The organism is Kribbella sp. CA-293567 (assembly GCF_027627575.1).
Lineage (GTDB): Bacteria > Actinomycetota > Actinomycetes > Propionibacteriales > Kribbellaceae > Kribbella.
The window spans coordinates 4,067,098-4,082,328 of sequence record NZ_CP114065.1 but is presented as its reverse complement, the minus strand read 5'-3'; the positions used below and the strand labels follow the sequence as shown (position 1 = coordinate 4,082,328).

8 protein-coding genes are annotated in these 15,231 nt (G+C 69.7%); 1 reads left to right on the top strand and 7 read right to left on the bottom strand.

The genetic code is table 11. The features are described from left to right. Positions 1 to 3 precede the first annotated feature (3 nt). The 7 genes from OX958_RS18700 to OX958_RS18670 all read right to left on the bottom strand — a co-directional run bounded on the left by OX958_RS18700 (position 4) and on the right by OX958_RS18670 (position 8,187). Positions 4 to 1,314 carry a hypothetical protein gene (locus tag OX958_RS18700; RefSeq protein WP_270130065.1) on the bottom strand — a complete coding sequence of 437 codons (1,311 nt, stop codon included), beginning with the start codon at positions 1,312 to 1,314 and terminating at the stop codon, positions 4 to 6. 83 nt (positions 1,315 to 1,397) lie between these two features. After that, positions 1,398 to 1,619, bottom strand: coding sequence for a hypothetical protein (locus tag OX958_RS18695; RefSeq protein ID WP_270130063.1), 222 nt, complete (start codon positions 1,617 to 1,619; stop codon positions 1,398 to 1,400). A 263-nt stretch (positions 1,620 to 1,882) separates the two neighbouring features. After that, the gene (locus OX958_RS18690; protein WP_270130061.1) at positions 1,883 to 2,401 is read right to left on the bottom strand and encodes a beta-class carbonic anhydrase; all 519 of its coding nucleotides are present in this window, start codon (positions 2,399 to 2,401) and stop codon (positions 1,883 to 1,885) included. Next, positions 2,398 to 3,339, bottom strand: a complete 942-nt coding sequence (locus OX958_RS18685) for a sucrase ferredoxin (protein ID WP_270130060.1) — start codon at positions 3,337 to 3,339, stop codon at positions 2,398 to 2,400. Before OX958_RS18685 ends, OX958_RS18690 begins: the two co-directional genes overlap by 4 nt. Positions 3,340 to 3,372: 33 nt before the next feature. Next, the gene (locus OX958_RS18680) at positions 3,373 to 5,031 is read right to left on the bottom strand and encodes an MFS transporter (protein WP_270130058.1); all 1,659 of its coding nucleotides are present in this window, start codon (positions 5,029 to 5,031) and stop codon (positions 3,373 to 3,375) included. After that, the gene (locus OX958_RS18675; RefSeq protein ID WP_270130056.1) at positions 5,028 to 5,732 is read right to left on the bottom strand and encodes an LppX_LprAFG lipoprotein; all 705 of its coding nucleotides are present in this window, start codon (positions 5,730 to 5,732) and stop codon (positions 5,028 to 5,030) included. The genes OX958_RS18680 and OX958_RS18675 overlap by 4 nt, the downstream gene beginning before the upstream one ends. Positions 5,733 to 5,736: 4 nt before the next feature. After that, on the bottom strand, positions 5,737 to 8,187 hold the full coding sequence (locus OX958_RS18670; protein WP_270130054.1) for a DNA gyrase/topoisomerase IV subunit A: 2,451 nt from the start codon (positions 8,185 to 8,187) through the stop codon (positions 5,737 to 5,739). A gap of 332 nt (positions 8,188 to 8,519) precedes the next feature. Here OX958_RS18670 and OX958_RS18665 point away from each other — a divergent pair, with 332 nt between their 5' ends. Further along, a complete protein-coding gene (locus OX958_RS18665) occupies positions 8,520 to 15,221 on the top strand; it encodes a LamG domain-containing protein (RefSeq protein WP_270130052.1) in 6,702 nt (2,233 codons plus the stop codon). Positions 15,222 to 15,231 lie beyond the last annotated feature (10 nt).

The following is a 15,231-nucleotide window of genomic DNA, read 5'->3' as shown; positions in this document are numbered from 1 at the left end:
CTGTCAGCGCAGGGCGGCACGCAGAACGGCGTGGGCGCCCTGGACGATCTGGTCGCGGTTGGCCTCGTACGTCGGGTCGGTGATCGCGGTCTTGTTGGCCGGGTCGAACTGCAGCACCGGTACGTGCAGGTGGCCGGCCGGCATCGACGGGTCGCGGAGGTCGCGCTGAAGGGTGTTGCGATAGGCGACCTCGTTGCTGAGGTAACCGCCACCGGCGCCTTCGGAGGCGATCGAACCGGCCGTCGGGCCGTCGGGGCGGCGTACCGGGGTGGTCTGGCCGGCGGGGATCTCCAGGACCGAGGTGTTCACCCGGGTGCGGAACTGGGCCGGCACCTCCGCGGCCGCCATCCGGGCCAGCGGCAGACTCGAGGTCAGCCACTCCGGACCGGCCGGCATGCTCGGTGAGACGACCGGGGCGCTGACGGTGCCACCGCCCCAGAGGTTGTTGTTGTCGCCGATCGAGCTGACCGAACGGCGGCGTCCGTTGAACGCCTCCAGGTCGAAGATGCCGACCCGGCCCTGGCTCACGGTCATCACCAGGTCGGCGTGCTGGGGCCCGCCCCGGTAGTGCGGCGCGAGCGCGTTCTCCACCATCTCCTGGTCGAAGTCGGTGTAGCGGACCGGAAGCACCAGGGTCTGGATCTCGTAGGTCTTGCCGTTCACCTTCCAGCGCCGGCCGTCGAGGGTGAGCGCGTTGGCGCCGGACGGGTTGCCGATCCGGATGTCGGCGTCCAGCGTGAACGGATCGAACCCGGTGACCAGGACCTTCTGGACGCCGGGGGAGAAACGGGTGCTGGTGATTCCTCGGGAGGAGTACTCGAGGGTGCGGATCAGTTCGTCGCGTTGCGCCGTACCGAGGGGGAAGTGCGGCTGCCACTGCCGCAGCGCCAGCGCCATCGAGATGCGGGCCCAGTACAGACCCCGGTCATCGGTGGACGGCAGGGCCGGCGCTGTCTGCGCGTGCTGGGCGCGGTGGGTGGCTGTGCGCCACAGCACCTCACCCTGAACGCGGACCAGCGCGGTCGCCGCGGCCCTGCTCGGCGCTGCGCAGAGCAGCTTGGTGAACAGCGCGACCTGTCGGTCGAAGCCGGACCGCGCCAGGATCTCGGCCGGTACCGACGGTCCACCGACGACACCGTTGTCGAGGCGCTGCTCCTCGACCGTCCCGGCCACCCCCGCGTCGGCGCAACTGGGCTTGCGGGCCTCGTTGGTGAGCGGAGCCGCGGTCACCGGGGGAGCGGCGGTCAAGGTGGTGGCCAGGGCCAGCGCGCCGACCAGGACGAAGCGGGGAAGAGAGCTTGGGCGGAGTCTCATACGTGGTTTCTACCAGATCTTCGAGCACAGACCGAGAGATCCGCACAGCTCACGGCGTGCGCCCGGAGTCTCCGGGCTGGTTGTCAGCCGATGGCCACGAACAGCAGAACATTCGCCAGTACGTAGATGACGGCGGCCAGGCCACCGCCCGCGAGCATGATCCAGGAGGCGGTCTTCTTCCGGACCAGGCGGACGGTCGCCCAGGCACTGGAGATCAGCCAGACGACCCACGGCCCGAGAACCATCAGCCAGATGCCCCAGTTGGCACCGCCGCCACACCCGCTCCCGCAGGAGGCGGTAGCCATCACCGAAACCAGTCCCCAGCAGCTCCCGACCACGCAGAGCACTGCTCCGAGCGTGATCAGAAGGGTGGTCTTGGACTTGTCCGTCGATGAGCTCCCCACAGGCCGCGGCTGCCGATACGGCATCGCGCCCGCTGGTGGCCGAGTCGCTCCGCCGGGCATCGGTCCGGAAGCTCCACCCTGGGGGTCGTTCGGAAGGGACATGCCCGGAACCCTACCGGGATCAGCTCCAGCCGCCGCTCAGCCGGCGCACGAAGTCCGGAGGTTCAGGCGTGCTGGGTGAGCAGCCCGTTGTCGACGTCGTACATGAAACCGCCGACGAGGATCTCGTCGCCGATCAGCGGGTGCTCGCGGACGGCGGCGACGTCGTGGCGCAGCGCCTCCAGCTGGTCCGGGATCACGTTCAGCGGCAGGTAGCCGGCCGGCTGGCCGGCCGCCAGTTCGACCTTGGCCCGCATCTCGTCCTCGGTCATCGAGGCCATCGCGCAGCGGGTGTGCGGCACGATCATGATCCGGCGGACGCCGAGCAGCTGGACGCCGAGGATCAGGCCGGTCAGCGTCAGTTCGGTGACCCGGCCACCGGCGCTGCGCAGCACCTTCGCGTCTCCGGGCTTGAGACCGAGCAGCTCCAGCGGCGGGATCCGTGAGTCCATACACGTGACGACGCCGACGCCCGCGTGAGCGATGCCATCGAACCCGCTGTACTGGAAGTTCCGGCTGTACTCCGCGTTGGCGGCGAGCAGGTCTTCGAAGCCGGTGCGGTCGGAGGTGCCGCCGGCGGTCATCGGGTGATCCCGGCGGTGACTGTTCCGGCACGGAGGAGCGACATGGCGAACGGTTCCTTTCCGCAAGACTCCGGGCGGCGGGGATAGGCGGTCTCGCCGGTCACCTCGACCCTCCACAGCCGCCCGTCGACGTGTTCGACCGTGACGGTCTCGACGTCTTCGGTGACGACGCTGAGGGCGTCCAGTCCGGCCTCGCCGATGAGGTGACGGACGGTGATCTCGGCCAGCTGGCCGCGCTTGGTCCAGGTGGACCGGCCGCGCAGTTTCTCGAGAACGGTCTCGCCACGGTCGGCCGCGGCGAGGATGGCGGCGGCCGTCTCCCCGTCGAGATGGCCGTAGGTGATCCCTGCGGGCAGCAGCGTAGCGGTCGGCGCGAACCGGTGACCGCCCAGGTGGCTCGCTTCCCAGACCCGGCCGGGCGCGGTGGCCGACGCGGCCTTGACGATCGGGCGGCCGAGCACGGCACAGCACTCGTCGCGCTTGCCGTTGGTGCAGACCAGCAGGATCGCTTCGGTGACCGGAGCAAGCTCCGGCAGGGACCTGATAGCAGCGGCCTGGTCGCCGTGCCGGACCGCGTCGAGATCGAGGCCGGCGAGCATGGTCGGATCGGGCACGCAGCCGGTCAGCATCCAGCTGCGGCCGGGCACCGTGCAGGCGACGTACACGCGATGGGCGCGAGGTTCCGCGTCGGAGTGCCGGCCGGGGGAGCGGATCAGCCCGAAGCGCAGGTCGGCCTTCTTGGTCGCGGCGTCGAACTCGGCCCCGAAGACCGGGTCGAGATGGCTCTGGGTCGGCGCGTCGTGGCCCCACGGGCCCGGTTGCTCGACCAGGACCCAGCCGGTGGCGACGATCGACGTTCCCGCCAGCGGTTCCTGCAGCGTCCGGCAGATGATCGAGCACAGGCCCGGCCTGCCAGTCTGCTCGTGTGGTGCACTCACAGCCTTAAGGTACGCCAGTGGTAAAGGTAAGCCTTACTTAACCCGCCGACCGAGCAGAAGAACCGCGAGTACGGCGGCCGCGAAGGCGCATCCCGCGGCGCCGGCGAAGATCGTGTGAACTTGTGAAACGCCCGCGTCGCGCAACGCGTCGATGAACGGCCTGCACGTGGTCACGGCGGCTCCCGGACACAGTTCGTTCGGTGTGGGGATGTCCGCCACGAGCGTGTAGTAGCGGCGCAGGCCGATGGCGGTCAGCGCGGAGACGCCGACCAGCATGCCGATCATCCGGGCCACCACGATCAGGGCGCTGACCAGGCCATGGCTGTCCGGCCGGGTGGCGGCCAGGATCGCGGTGTTGACCGGCGAGAGGGCGAGCCCGAACCCGAAACCGCAGACGAGCAGGGTGATCGTGGCCGGCGGATGGTCGAGTGCGTCCTGGTCCCAGAAGGCCATCAGCACGAACATGGCGCCGGCCAGACCGAGCCCCACGCCGGTGATGAGACCGAGGCCGTAGCGCCGGGTCGCCCAGCCTCCGACGACGGCGCCGATCGGCAAGGCGACCAGGAAGCGCAGCAGGACCAGAGCGGCAGCGAGCTGGCCGCCGCTTTGCGTCGTACGGGCGAAGACGGGGACGTCGACGAGCGCGGCGATCAGGGCGGCTCCGACGAGGAAGCTGACCAGCAGTGATCCCCAAGCTGCCTTGGCGCCGAGCAGACCCGGCGGGATGATCGGCTGCGCGGTACGCCGCTGCCACACCGCGAAGGCGACCGCAAAGATGCCTGCGGCAACCAGCAGCCAAGGTCCGGACGGTGCCATCACCTCTTGCTCGGGGTCGGCGGTCGCGAATGCCAGTACGACGCCCGCCAAGGCCAGCGCGAGCAGCAGGGCGCCGACCAGGTCTATCTGCTTCACCAAACCGGCGAGAGACGCGCGGCCCTGGAAAAGGATCAGCCCCAGCCACAGTGCCAGCAGAACGAAGGTGACCACGCCAATGGGAGTGAGCAGCCTGGAGTCACCACTGAAGGGCACGAACGGCAGGCCTAGCGTGATGCCGCTGGCCAGCCGCTCTGGCGCCGTAAGGGTGAGGCCTAGCGCTATGCACGCCAGTAATCCGACTGCCGCCGACAGCGGTGGCCGCTGCAGGCCGCGGAGGAGCAACGCGAGGATGACGGCGACAGTGAGGTTGAGCCAGAAGATGTAGCGCCAGTCGGCGATCGCGAGCACTGCGGCGCCCAGCAGCGGACCTAGGACCGAGCCGAGCTCCTGGACCGCTCCGACTATCCCGAGCGGCAGCCCTCGTCTGTCGGCCGGCCAGAGATCTGCCACGAGCGCAAGCGTGGCCGGGACGAGACCACCGCCGCCGACACCTTGCAGGAACCGCCCGACGACCACCAGCGAAAGGTCGTAGGCACCTGCTGTGATGAGGGAGCCCACCGCGAAAAGGATCAGCGCGCCGACCAGCACCGGCGTACGGCCGACGACGTCGGCGATGCGGCCGATCAGGGGGAGTACGGCGATGTAGCCGAGCAGGAAGCCCGAGACGATCGGGGCGGCCCGCTGCAACTGGTCTGCGGACAGGCCGACCCCGGACATCATGTCGGGCAGCGCGAGAACGACTACGTAGGTGTCGGCCGCCGCGAAGGCGACCGCGACCGACGCGAGGGTCAGTCGCGCCCGCGGGCTGGCACTCACGGCTTGGTGATCTCCACCTGTTCGCCGTACTTGTCGAAGGTGATGTCGTAGCTGCTGGTGGCGCCGTCGTAGTACGGGCCGGTGATGGTGGCCGACACCAGCTGCTTGGTGTCCTTGTCGACCTTGAAGGTGCTCGGGAAGTCCTGGCCGGCCGGCGCCTTCGGGAAGATGCCCTGCAGCGTCTTGCCGTCGACCGCGCCGGTGATCTCGGTCAGCACCTTCGCGCCGTCCCGCGTCTCACCCTTGATCTTCGGATCCTTCAGGGTCGGCAGCACCGCCGTCAGGCCCTTGCCGGGGTCGAGCAGCACGGCCGGGTCGGGCGCGCCCAGACCGGCCAGCTGCGACGGCGGCAGCTCGATGAACTTCGGCGTGAACGGCAGCTTGGCGTAGACCTTGCTGCCGACCGCGACCACCTCGGCGTCGATCGGCGAGCCGGCCGCGCGAACGGTCAGCTTGCCCTTGAACGCCGGTGCGTGGGTGGCAACCCCGTCACCGCTGGCCAGCACCTGACCGGTGTTCGGCAGGTCCCGCCCGGTGATCACGAGGTGCACGCTGGCGGCCTCGTCGATGGTCTTCTTGACCTCGGTCAGCAGGGCCACCGGGTCGTCGCCCTTGGGGCCCGCGTCGTCCTTCTTGTCGCTGCAGGCGGTCAGTGCCACCGACAGCGCCAAGGCCGCTCCGAACGCGGCGAGTCTCTTCATCAGATCAGCCTGCCAACTCTGCGGCACAGGCCGCGATCGGCTGAGCCACCGGTACGCCGGAACCATCGCGGCGGGGGTCCAGCGGAGGAAGATCGACCGGGGCACCACTGTTGGCGCTGGCCTTGATCGGGGCGGCTCCGACGAAGGCGAGCAGCAGCCCGTCCTCGCCCTTGAGCAGCCGGTGGCACCGGACACCGCCGGTCGCCCGGCCCTTGGCCGGATACTCGCTGAACGGCGTCACCTTCACCTGGCCGACCTCTGTGCCCGGCAGGGCCGAGGAAGAGCCGGAGATGGTGACGAGGTGCGATTCCTTGCCTGTTTCGACCGCGCCGAAGTAGGTGAGCTTCGCCCCGGCCGACAGCCGGATGCCGGCCATACCGCCCGCCGTACGGCCTTGTGGGCGGACCGCGGACGCGCTGTAGTGCAGCAGTTGCGCGTCGCTGGAGACGAAGACGAGCTCCTCCTCGCCGGTGGTCAGCTCGACCGCGCCGACGACCTTGTCGCCGTCGCTGAGCCGGATGATCTCCCACGAGTCGCGGTTGCTCAGGTGGTCGGGGGTGACCCGCTTGACCACGCCGGTCTCGGTGCCGAGGGCGATGCCGACCGAGTCGGGATCCATCGTCGTGAGCGCCAGTACCTTCTCACCGGCCTCCAGCGAGACGAACTCCGCGACGGGCGCGCCACCCTGCAGGTTGGGCGCGCTGGCGGTGGCCGGTACGGCGGGCAGGTCGAGCGACTCCAGCCGGATCAGCCGGCCGGCGCTGGTGACCAGCCCGTAGTGGCCACGCGCGGTGCTCTTGATCGCCGACACGATCGCGTCGTGCTTGGCCCGGCCCTCGCCGCTGCCGAACGGCTCGACGCCGTTGGTGCGCGCCAGCAGCCCGGTGGAGCTCAGCAGGATCCAGCACGGGTCGTCGGTGACCTCGAGCGGTACGGCGGCGGTCTTGGTGGCGCCGGACGACTCCAGCAGCACCGTACGCCGCGGCGTGCCGTAGGTCTTGGCGACCTCGGCGAGCTCGTCGGAGACGGTCTTCTGCAGCAGCTTCTCGTCGTCCAGGATCGCGCTCAGCTGCTCGATCTCGCGCTCGAGCTCGCCCTTCTCGGTGTCCAGTTCGAGCTTGGAGAACTTGGTCAGCCGGCGCAGCGGCATGTCCAGGATGTAGTTGGTCTGCACCTCGGACAGGTCGTAGATGTCCATCAACCGGGCCCGGGCGGCGGCCGCGTCGTCGCTGGACCGGATGATCTGGATCACCTCGTCGATGTCCAGGATCGCGATCAGCAGACCGTCGACGATGTGCAGCCGGTCCTGGGCCTTCTTGCGGCGGAACTCGGTCCGCCGGCGGGTGACGTCGTAGCGGTGGCCGAGGTAGACCTCGAGCAGTTCCTTCAGCCCGAGCGTGCGCGGCTGGCCGTCGACCAGGCAGACCGCGTTGATCGAGAACGAGTCCTCCAGCGGCGTCATCTTGTAGAGCTGCTCGAGCAGCGCCTCGGGGACGAAGCCGTTCTTCACCTCGATCACCAGCTGGGTGCCGTGCGTCCGGTCGGTCAGGTCCTTGACGTCGGCGATGCCCTGCAGCTTCTTGGCCTGGACCAGGGTCTTGATCTTCTCGATCACCTTCTCCGGGCCGACCGTGTAGGGCAGTTCGGTGACCACGATGCCCTTGCGGCGCGGGGTGACGTTCTCGATCCGGGCGGTGGCGCGCATCTTGAAGCTGCCGCGGCCGGCCAGGTAGGCGTCCTTGATGCCTTCCAGGCCGACGATCTTGCCGCCGGTCGGCAGGTCCGGGCCGGGCACGAACCGCATCAGGTCGTCGACGTCGGCGGCCGGGTTCTTGATCAGGTGCCGCAGCGCCTGGATCACCTCGACCAGGTTGTGCGGCGCCATGTTGGTCGCCATCCCGACCGCGATCCCGGCGGCGCCGTTGACCAGCAGGTTCGGGAAGGCGGCCGGCAGTACCGACGGCTCTTCCTCGCGGCCGTCGTAGTTCGGCTTGTAGTCGACGACGTCCTCGTCCAGGCCGTTCGTCATCGCCACCGCGGACGGCGCCATCCGGCACTCGGTGTACCGCATCGCGGCCGGTCCGTCGTCGAGCGAGCCGAAGTTCCCGTGGCCGTCGATCAGCGGCAGCCGCATCGACCACGGCTGCGCGGTCCGGACCAGGGCGTCGTAGATCGCGCCGTCGCCGTGCGGGTGGTACTTACCCATCACCTCACCGACGACGCGGGCGCTCTTGACGTGACCGCGGTCGGGACGGATGTTGTTCTCCGCCATCGAGAACAGGATCCGGCGCTGGACCGGCTTCAGGCCGTCCCGGGCGTCGGGCAGGGCCCGGGAGTAGATCACCGAGTAGGCGTACTCCAGGAAGCTGCTGCGCATCTCGTCGGAGACGTCGACATCGAGGATGTGCTCCTCGTAGTCCTCGGGTTCGGCGGTACTGCTGGTACGGCGTGCCATGCGGGTCTGCGTGCTCCTCGGTGACAGCAACTCCGTCGAGCTGCGTGGCGGCTGGGGCCCATTGTCACTGCCCGGGACCGCCGCACCCGGCAGCGACCCGGGTGTCGGCGGCCAAATCAGTCGCCCACCGTACGCCCTGCGTCGTCGCCGGCCCGATCCGGACCGCCTCGGACACGGTACCGGCGGCCGTGTCAATCAGTTCTCGCCGTGATCGAAGCGTTTGGAACTAGACCACTTCGGCTGGCGTAATTCGTTCGCCGACGGTGGCCGGCCGGTCACGTCGGGGGGAGGGGGCGCTCTGCGCTGCCCTGAATTCACTGGGGAGGACGCAGATGCGCTGGTGGTATACCCGGAGTCGGCGAGCCAGAATCGTCACCGGCTCGCTCGTACTGACGCTCGCGGCGGTCACGCTGCCGACAGGAGCGGCCACAGCAGCCGGAACCGGTCAGCAGGCCGCCGCGCTGCCCACCGTCCAGCCGCCCAAACCGCCGGTGGTGAAGACCGCGCCGAACGAAGCTCAGGCGAGTGCGGCCGCTGAGCGGCAGGGAACGCCGGTCGAGGTGACGGGGCTGCGCAGTGAGACGGGCACGGTCTTCGCGCTGCCGAACGGCGAGATGAACCTGGAGATCAGCGCCGTCCCGGTCCGCGCGAAGAAGGGCAATGCCTGGACCGCGGTCGACACCGGCCTGGTCCGCCGTACCGACGGCGCGCTCGTCCCGAAGTCCGCGACCGTCGAGCTCGCCTTCAGCGGCGGCGGCTCGAAACTCCCGATGGTGACCTTCGGCAAGGAGGGCAAGCGCCTCGCCCTGACCTGGCCCGGGGTGCTGCCCACCCCGAAGCTGACCGGCGACACCGCGACGTACGCCGAGGTTCTGCCGGGCACCGACCTGGTCCTGAAGGCCGGCGCGTCCGGCTACACCCAGCATCTCGTGGTGAAGTCCGCGGCAGCGGCGAAGAACCCCGCCCTGGACCGGATCCGGCTCGGCCTGACCAGTACCGGCCTGAAGATCCGCGCGACCACCGGCGGCGGCCTCGAAGCGCGTGACGCCAAGGGCGCGGTCGCGTTCACGGCTCCGCCGTCGGCGATGTGGGACGCGGGCACCGGCAAGGCAGTGGCCGGCGTGAAGGTGGACGCGACCTCGCTGACCCTGATCCCGGACGCCGCGCTGCTGCGCGGTCCGAAGACCGTCTATCCGGTGACGATCGACCCGGACTGGCGGACCTACGGCAAGACCTACTGGACCTCGGTCGTCTCGGGCAACGGCGGCACGCCGTACCCGAACACCAGCCCGGGTGGCAGCGACGTCGCCCAGGTCGGCAAGTGCGACTTCACCGGCTGCAACGGTATCGGAGTGGCCAGGTCCTACTTCCAGTTCGACACCGGCGCCTGGGGCTTCCTGCAGGGCAAGCGCATCATGGGTGGCTGGCTCGACTCCGGCGTGGTGCACAGCGCCAACTGCACCGCCAAGAAGCAGCGGCTGTACGCCAGCTCCGACGTCGGCGGCGGAACGACCTGGAACAACAAGCCCGAGGGCACGCACATCTCCTCGATCGACGCGCCGGGATCGAACACCGGCTGCACCGGCTGGAAGGAGTCCGACTTCTGGGTGCCGGCCGGCCACATCGACCTCGGCGGCCTGTCGACGTTCTACATCCAGGCCGACAGCGAGACCGACAGCACGTACTGGCGGAAGTTCGACCCGCACTCGACGGCGCTGCGGATCCGCTACAACACCGCTCCGAGTACCCCAGCGGACCCGGCCACCGACCCGGCGCTGCCGGCCCCGTGCAAGTGGTGCGAGGGCAAGACCTACTTCAGCGGCAACACCATCGGCCTCAAGGCGACCCTGTCCGATCCCGACAACAACGTGGTCCAGCCGCAGTGGGACATCTACACCAACGGAGCCGTGGAACACCGGTACGGCGGATTCCAGTCCTCCGGCGCGCGGCACGACACCTCGGTCACGCTGACCGACGGCGCGGAGCTGGACTGGTACGTCCGGGCCTGGGACACCGACGAGGACAACGGCCACCGGCTCGACTACAGCCCCTGGACCCGCGGTCCCGGTCCGTTCGTCGTCGACAAGACCCCGCCCAGCTCGATGCCCAAGGTGACCGGGTCGCTGTACCGCGAGGACAACCAGTGGCACGGCGGCGTCGGCGTACCCGGTCTCTTCACCGTCGAGCGGACGGAGAAGCCGCTGCCCGACGACGGCACGAAGGACGTCGACCACTACGTCTGGGGCACGCGGTTCCCGCCGTCCACCCGGGCCGAGGCGAGCAGTCTCGGTGGCTCGGCGAGTTTCGAGTTCATCCCCGAGGAGGACGGGCCGCAGGACGTGTTCGTGCAGTCCGTCGACCGGGCCGGCAACCGCAGCCCCGTCAGGACGCTTCACGTCTATGTACGGGCCGGCAACGGGGCGCTGTCGGCGTACCCGTTGAACGGCAGTACCACGGACGAGGCCTACCTCGGTGACAAGGACGGCACGCTGCAGGGCGCCCCGACGTACGGGCCGGGAGCGATCGGCAACTCGTTGCACCTCAACGGGGTGAACGACTACTTCACCGCCCCGAGTGCCGCGCGGACCGACAACAGCTTCAGCGTCTCGGCGTGGGTGAAGCCGGAGTCGACGTCGGACACCCGCGGGATGGCGATCGCCTCCCAGCAGGGCACCCGGGCCAGTGGCTTCTACCTGAACTATCGCGGTGACACCAAGAAGACCACCTTCATGCTGGCCGCCTCGGACGCGGACAACGCAACCACCGCCGCCGCTCAGGGGCCTGCCCTGCAACGTGGTGTGTGGACCCAGGTGACCGGCGTCTACGACAAGCCGGCCAACCGTCTGCGGCTCTACCACAACGGCGTCAAGGTGGGCGACTCCCCGCTCCCCGCCAACTTCACCCCGTGGCACGCGGCCGGGCCGCTCACGGTCGGCCGGGAGAAGTGGAACGGCGTCGTCGGCAGCCCGTGGCTCGGCGCCATCGACGAGGTCCAGGTCTTCGACCGAGTGCTCAGCGACGCCGAGGTGCGAGCCTCGGTCGGTCGTGACAACGTCCGGACCGCGCACTGGAAGTTCGACGACGCCGGCGGCACGACCGCGCGCAACGACGTGGACGGCGGCGCCGACCTGGTACTCACCGGCAACGCGTCATTGACGGGCACGTCCGGCGGCGCGGTCGGCGGTGCGCTCAAGCTGCCCAACGGTGATGCGAGGGACTTCGCCTCGGGAGGTCCCGTCGTACGGACCGGCCAGAGCTTCACGACCAGCGCCTGGGTCAACCTCGCCGAGGCTCCGTCGGACGGGAACACCCGTACGGCGTTGTCGGCCGAAGGCAGCGTCACCAGCGCGTTCTTCCTGGGCTACCGGGCGGTCGGCGGCGGCGGCAAGTGGGAGCTGCACCTGACCTCGGCGGACACCAAGCTGCCCCGGGCGGCCGACGCGGTCGTGCGGTCGGACGTGGCGGCTTCGCTGAACACCTGGACCCACGTCGCGGCCGTGTACGACGCCCCGGCGCAGCAGATCAGGTTGTACGTGAACGGCAAGTCGGCCGGTACGGCGACGCACAACGGCGGCTTCGACGCGACCGGTCCGCTGACCGTCGGCCGCGGTAAGTGGGAAGGCATCCAGACCAACCCCTGGAAGGGCCTGGTCGACGACGTCCGCGCCTACAGCCGGGAGCTGTCCGGCGCCGAGATCGAGGGCATCGTTGCCCGAAGCAACGTCACCGCGGCGACCTGGAAGCTGGACGGCAACCCGGCCGACAGCTCCGGCCGTACCCCGCCGCTCGACGGCACCCTGAACGGCGCGCCGGCCTGGACCGGCGGGCAGACGAACGTCCCGGCGGACTCCGACCTCGGCCTCAAGCTGATCGGCAACGGCGCCCACCTTTCTGCTCCCAGCCCGCTCCCGGACCTGCGCAACAGCTTCTCGGTGGCCGCCTGGGCCAAGCTCGACACGAACACTGGCCGGGCTTCCGTGGTCTCGCAGGACTCCGGCGGACTGAGCGTCTTCAATCTGCACGCGTCGTTCGACAACCGGTGGGTCGTGGTGATGCGCAACTGTGACGCCGCCATGAACTGCGGCGAGACGCGGGCCGCCGGTCCCGCGCCGCAACCGGGCGTCTGGACCCACCTGGCCGCCGTGTACGACGCCTCGGCCGGCCGGCTGTCCCTGTACGTGAACGGCGTACTCGCCGGCAGCCAGGACTATCGGCACTCCGGGATTCAGAGCGACCCGGCCATGCGGGTCGGCCGGGCGACCTGGTCGAACGGCGCGGGGGTCGACCCCTTCACGGGAGCGATCGACGACGTCTCCGTCTACAACCGGATGCTGTTCGCCGACGAGATCGCGACGATGGCCGGTCGCGACCTCACGCTGGCGCACAACTGGCGGCTGGACGAGCCGAGTGGTCCGACCGCCTCGGACGCGGTGGGCGCCCGAACCGGCACGCTGGCCGGCCCCGCGCGGATACCCGGCCGGCTCGGCAACGCGTTGAACTTCAACGGCACCAGCGACACGGTCAGTACGGCCGCCGTCGACGTCGACACCGCCGACAGCTTCACGGTGTCGTCCTGGGTCAAGCTGCGGGAGCTGTGTGAGCCCGGACCGGATCAGGTCTGCCACACCACGGCTGTCAGCCTCGACGGCGGCACCACGAGCAAGTTCCGGCTGGGCCATGTCCGTGACACCGACAACAACCAGTTCGGCGCCTGGACGTTCGAGATGCCGGAGGCCAACGGAACGGTCACCAAGGCCTCTGTCTCCGCAATGGATTCGGATGTGGACCAGTGGGTGCACCTGGTCGGCGTGTACGACGCTCCGGCGCACCGACTCTGGCTCTACGTGAACGCGACCCGTCAGGGTGACGGCACCCTCCAGACAGCATGGACTGCCTCTGGTGGGCTGCAACTCGGCCGGGGCCGGGTGGCCAACGCTGCTGCCGAGTACTGGCCCGGCGCGATCGATGACGTCCGGGTGTACACCGGCGCCCTGGACAAGTCCCGGATCGAGAGCCTGGTCGCGTCGTACCCCAAGTCCGGCGGCGGCACTCCGGTGCTGCCGACCGACCCGGCCGCGCACTGGAAGTTCGACGAGAACCAGGGCACGACCGGTGCCGATGCCTCCGGCAACGGCCGCACCGCCACCATGAAGGGCGGCAGCGGCTGGATCTCGGGAAGGCAGGGAACCGGGGCGTGGTTCGACGGCACCAGCGGGTACGCCGAGACGGCTGCGCCGGTGGTCGACACGTCCGCCAGCTTCTCAGCAGGAGCCTGGGCCTACCTGACCCGAACCGACCAGGGGAGCCGGACGGTCCTCGCGCAGGACGGCAACCGGGCCAGCGGGTTCTTCCTGCAGTTCAACGGCGCCTCGGGCAAGTGGGCGGCCGTGGTCCCGTCCGCGGACAAGGACAACCCGGAGAACAACCTCGTGCTCACGTCCGCGCAGAAGGCGGCCGTGGGTCAGTGGGTCCATCTGGGCGTGGTCTACGACACCCGGGTGGAGCCGAGGCAGCTCAGGCTGTACGTGAACGGTGTGCTGTCGGCGGCCCAGACCGGCGTGAAGATACCGGCCGCCAACGGGCCGACCACGATCGGCCGGAGCAAGTGGAACGGCGGCGCGACCGACTTCTTCCCGCGTGGCGTCGACGACGTGCGGATCTTCACCCGGGCGCTGTCGGACGGCGAGATGCGCAAGGTGCACGACGACGTCGGCTACCCCGGAATGGGCTTCTGGCGCTTCGACGACGACACCCCACGCGACTGGACCTGGCGTGACAACGCCAGCACGGTGACCGGCGCCGTGTCGTATCCGGCGAGCCCGATCGCCGGTAAGGCACTGCAGCTGGACGGCTCCTCGGCGATCACCTCCCAGTGGTGGGCCGCGCAGCCGCAGGACAGCTTCACCGTGTCCGGCTGGGCCAAGCTGGACCGCACGGACAAGGTCGCGACGATCGCGGCCCAGGACGGGAACCAGCTGAGCACCTTCGTCCTGCAGTACCGGCCGGCCCTGGGCAAGTGGGTGTTCGGCGCACCGGCCCTTGACGAGGACGGTGCGAAGTCCCGGTACGCGGTGGCGAACCAGCCCGCCGTGGCCGGCCGGTGGACGCATGTCGCCGGTGTGCACGACTACGCGGCGCGCCAATTGCGGCTGTACGTGAACGGTGCCCTGGCAGGGACCTTGAACGACGTGGTCCTGGCCGACAAGTCGGGTTCGTTCAGCATCGGCCGCGCCCAGGTGAACGGTGCCGCCGGCGACTTCTTCACGGGTCAGCTGGACGAGGTCCGAACGGATCTCGGGATGGTCCCGGACGCCGAGCTGGCCCGGCGGGCGGGTTACCCGCGCCCGGCCGAGGGGCAGCTGGGCCGCTTCGTGAACGACGCGACGGGGGAGCGGTACACGGCGGTCACTTCGGCCACCGTTCGGGCCGGGTACCGGTACGAGCGGTCGCTGGGAGCACCGGTGCCGAGCGGCGAGAACACGACCGCACTGGTCGAGGGCGGCCTGGTCTACTCGGTCCGCCCGACCAATCTGCCGGTCCAGCCGATCTACCGGTGCAAGCAGGGAGCGAACACCTTCGACTCCTTGGACGCGGCCTGTGAAGGCGGAACCCAGCTCGAACTGGCCGGCTACTCCCTGGCCTACGCCCGGCTGGCCCGCTACTACAACCCGATCGCGGTCGACCACACGACCACCCCGGACAGCGCGTTCGCCGGCTACCGGTACGAGGGCGCGAACGGCTGGCTGACCAAGGCAACCGGTACGCCGGGAACCCAGCCGCTGATCTCCTGCCGCGACGGGGTCGACAACTTCCTGTCGAACCAGGCCGACTGCGAGGGCAAGACCGTGATCGGTGCCCTCGGCAACGTCTGGACCCAGGCGCCGGAAGGCCTGACCAGTACGCCGATCGTCCGCTGCAACCTCAACGGCCAGCGCTTCACCTCGCTGTCGCCGACCTGTGAGGGGTTCGCGGTCGAGCGAACCCTCGGCTACACCCTCACCTCCCTGCCCGCCGTCCCTGCGATCTTCGCCTGAGTGCAGAGGA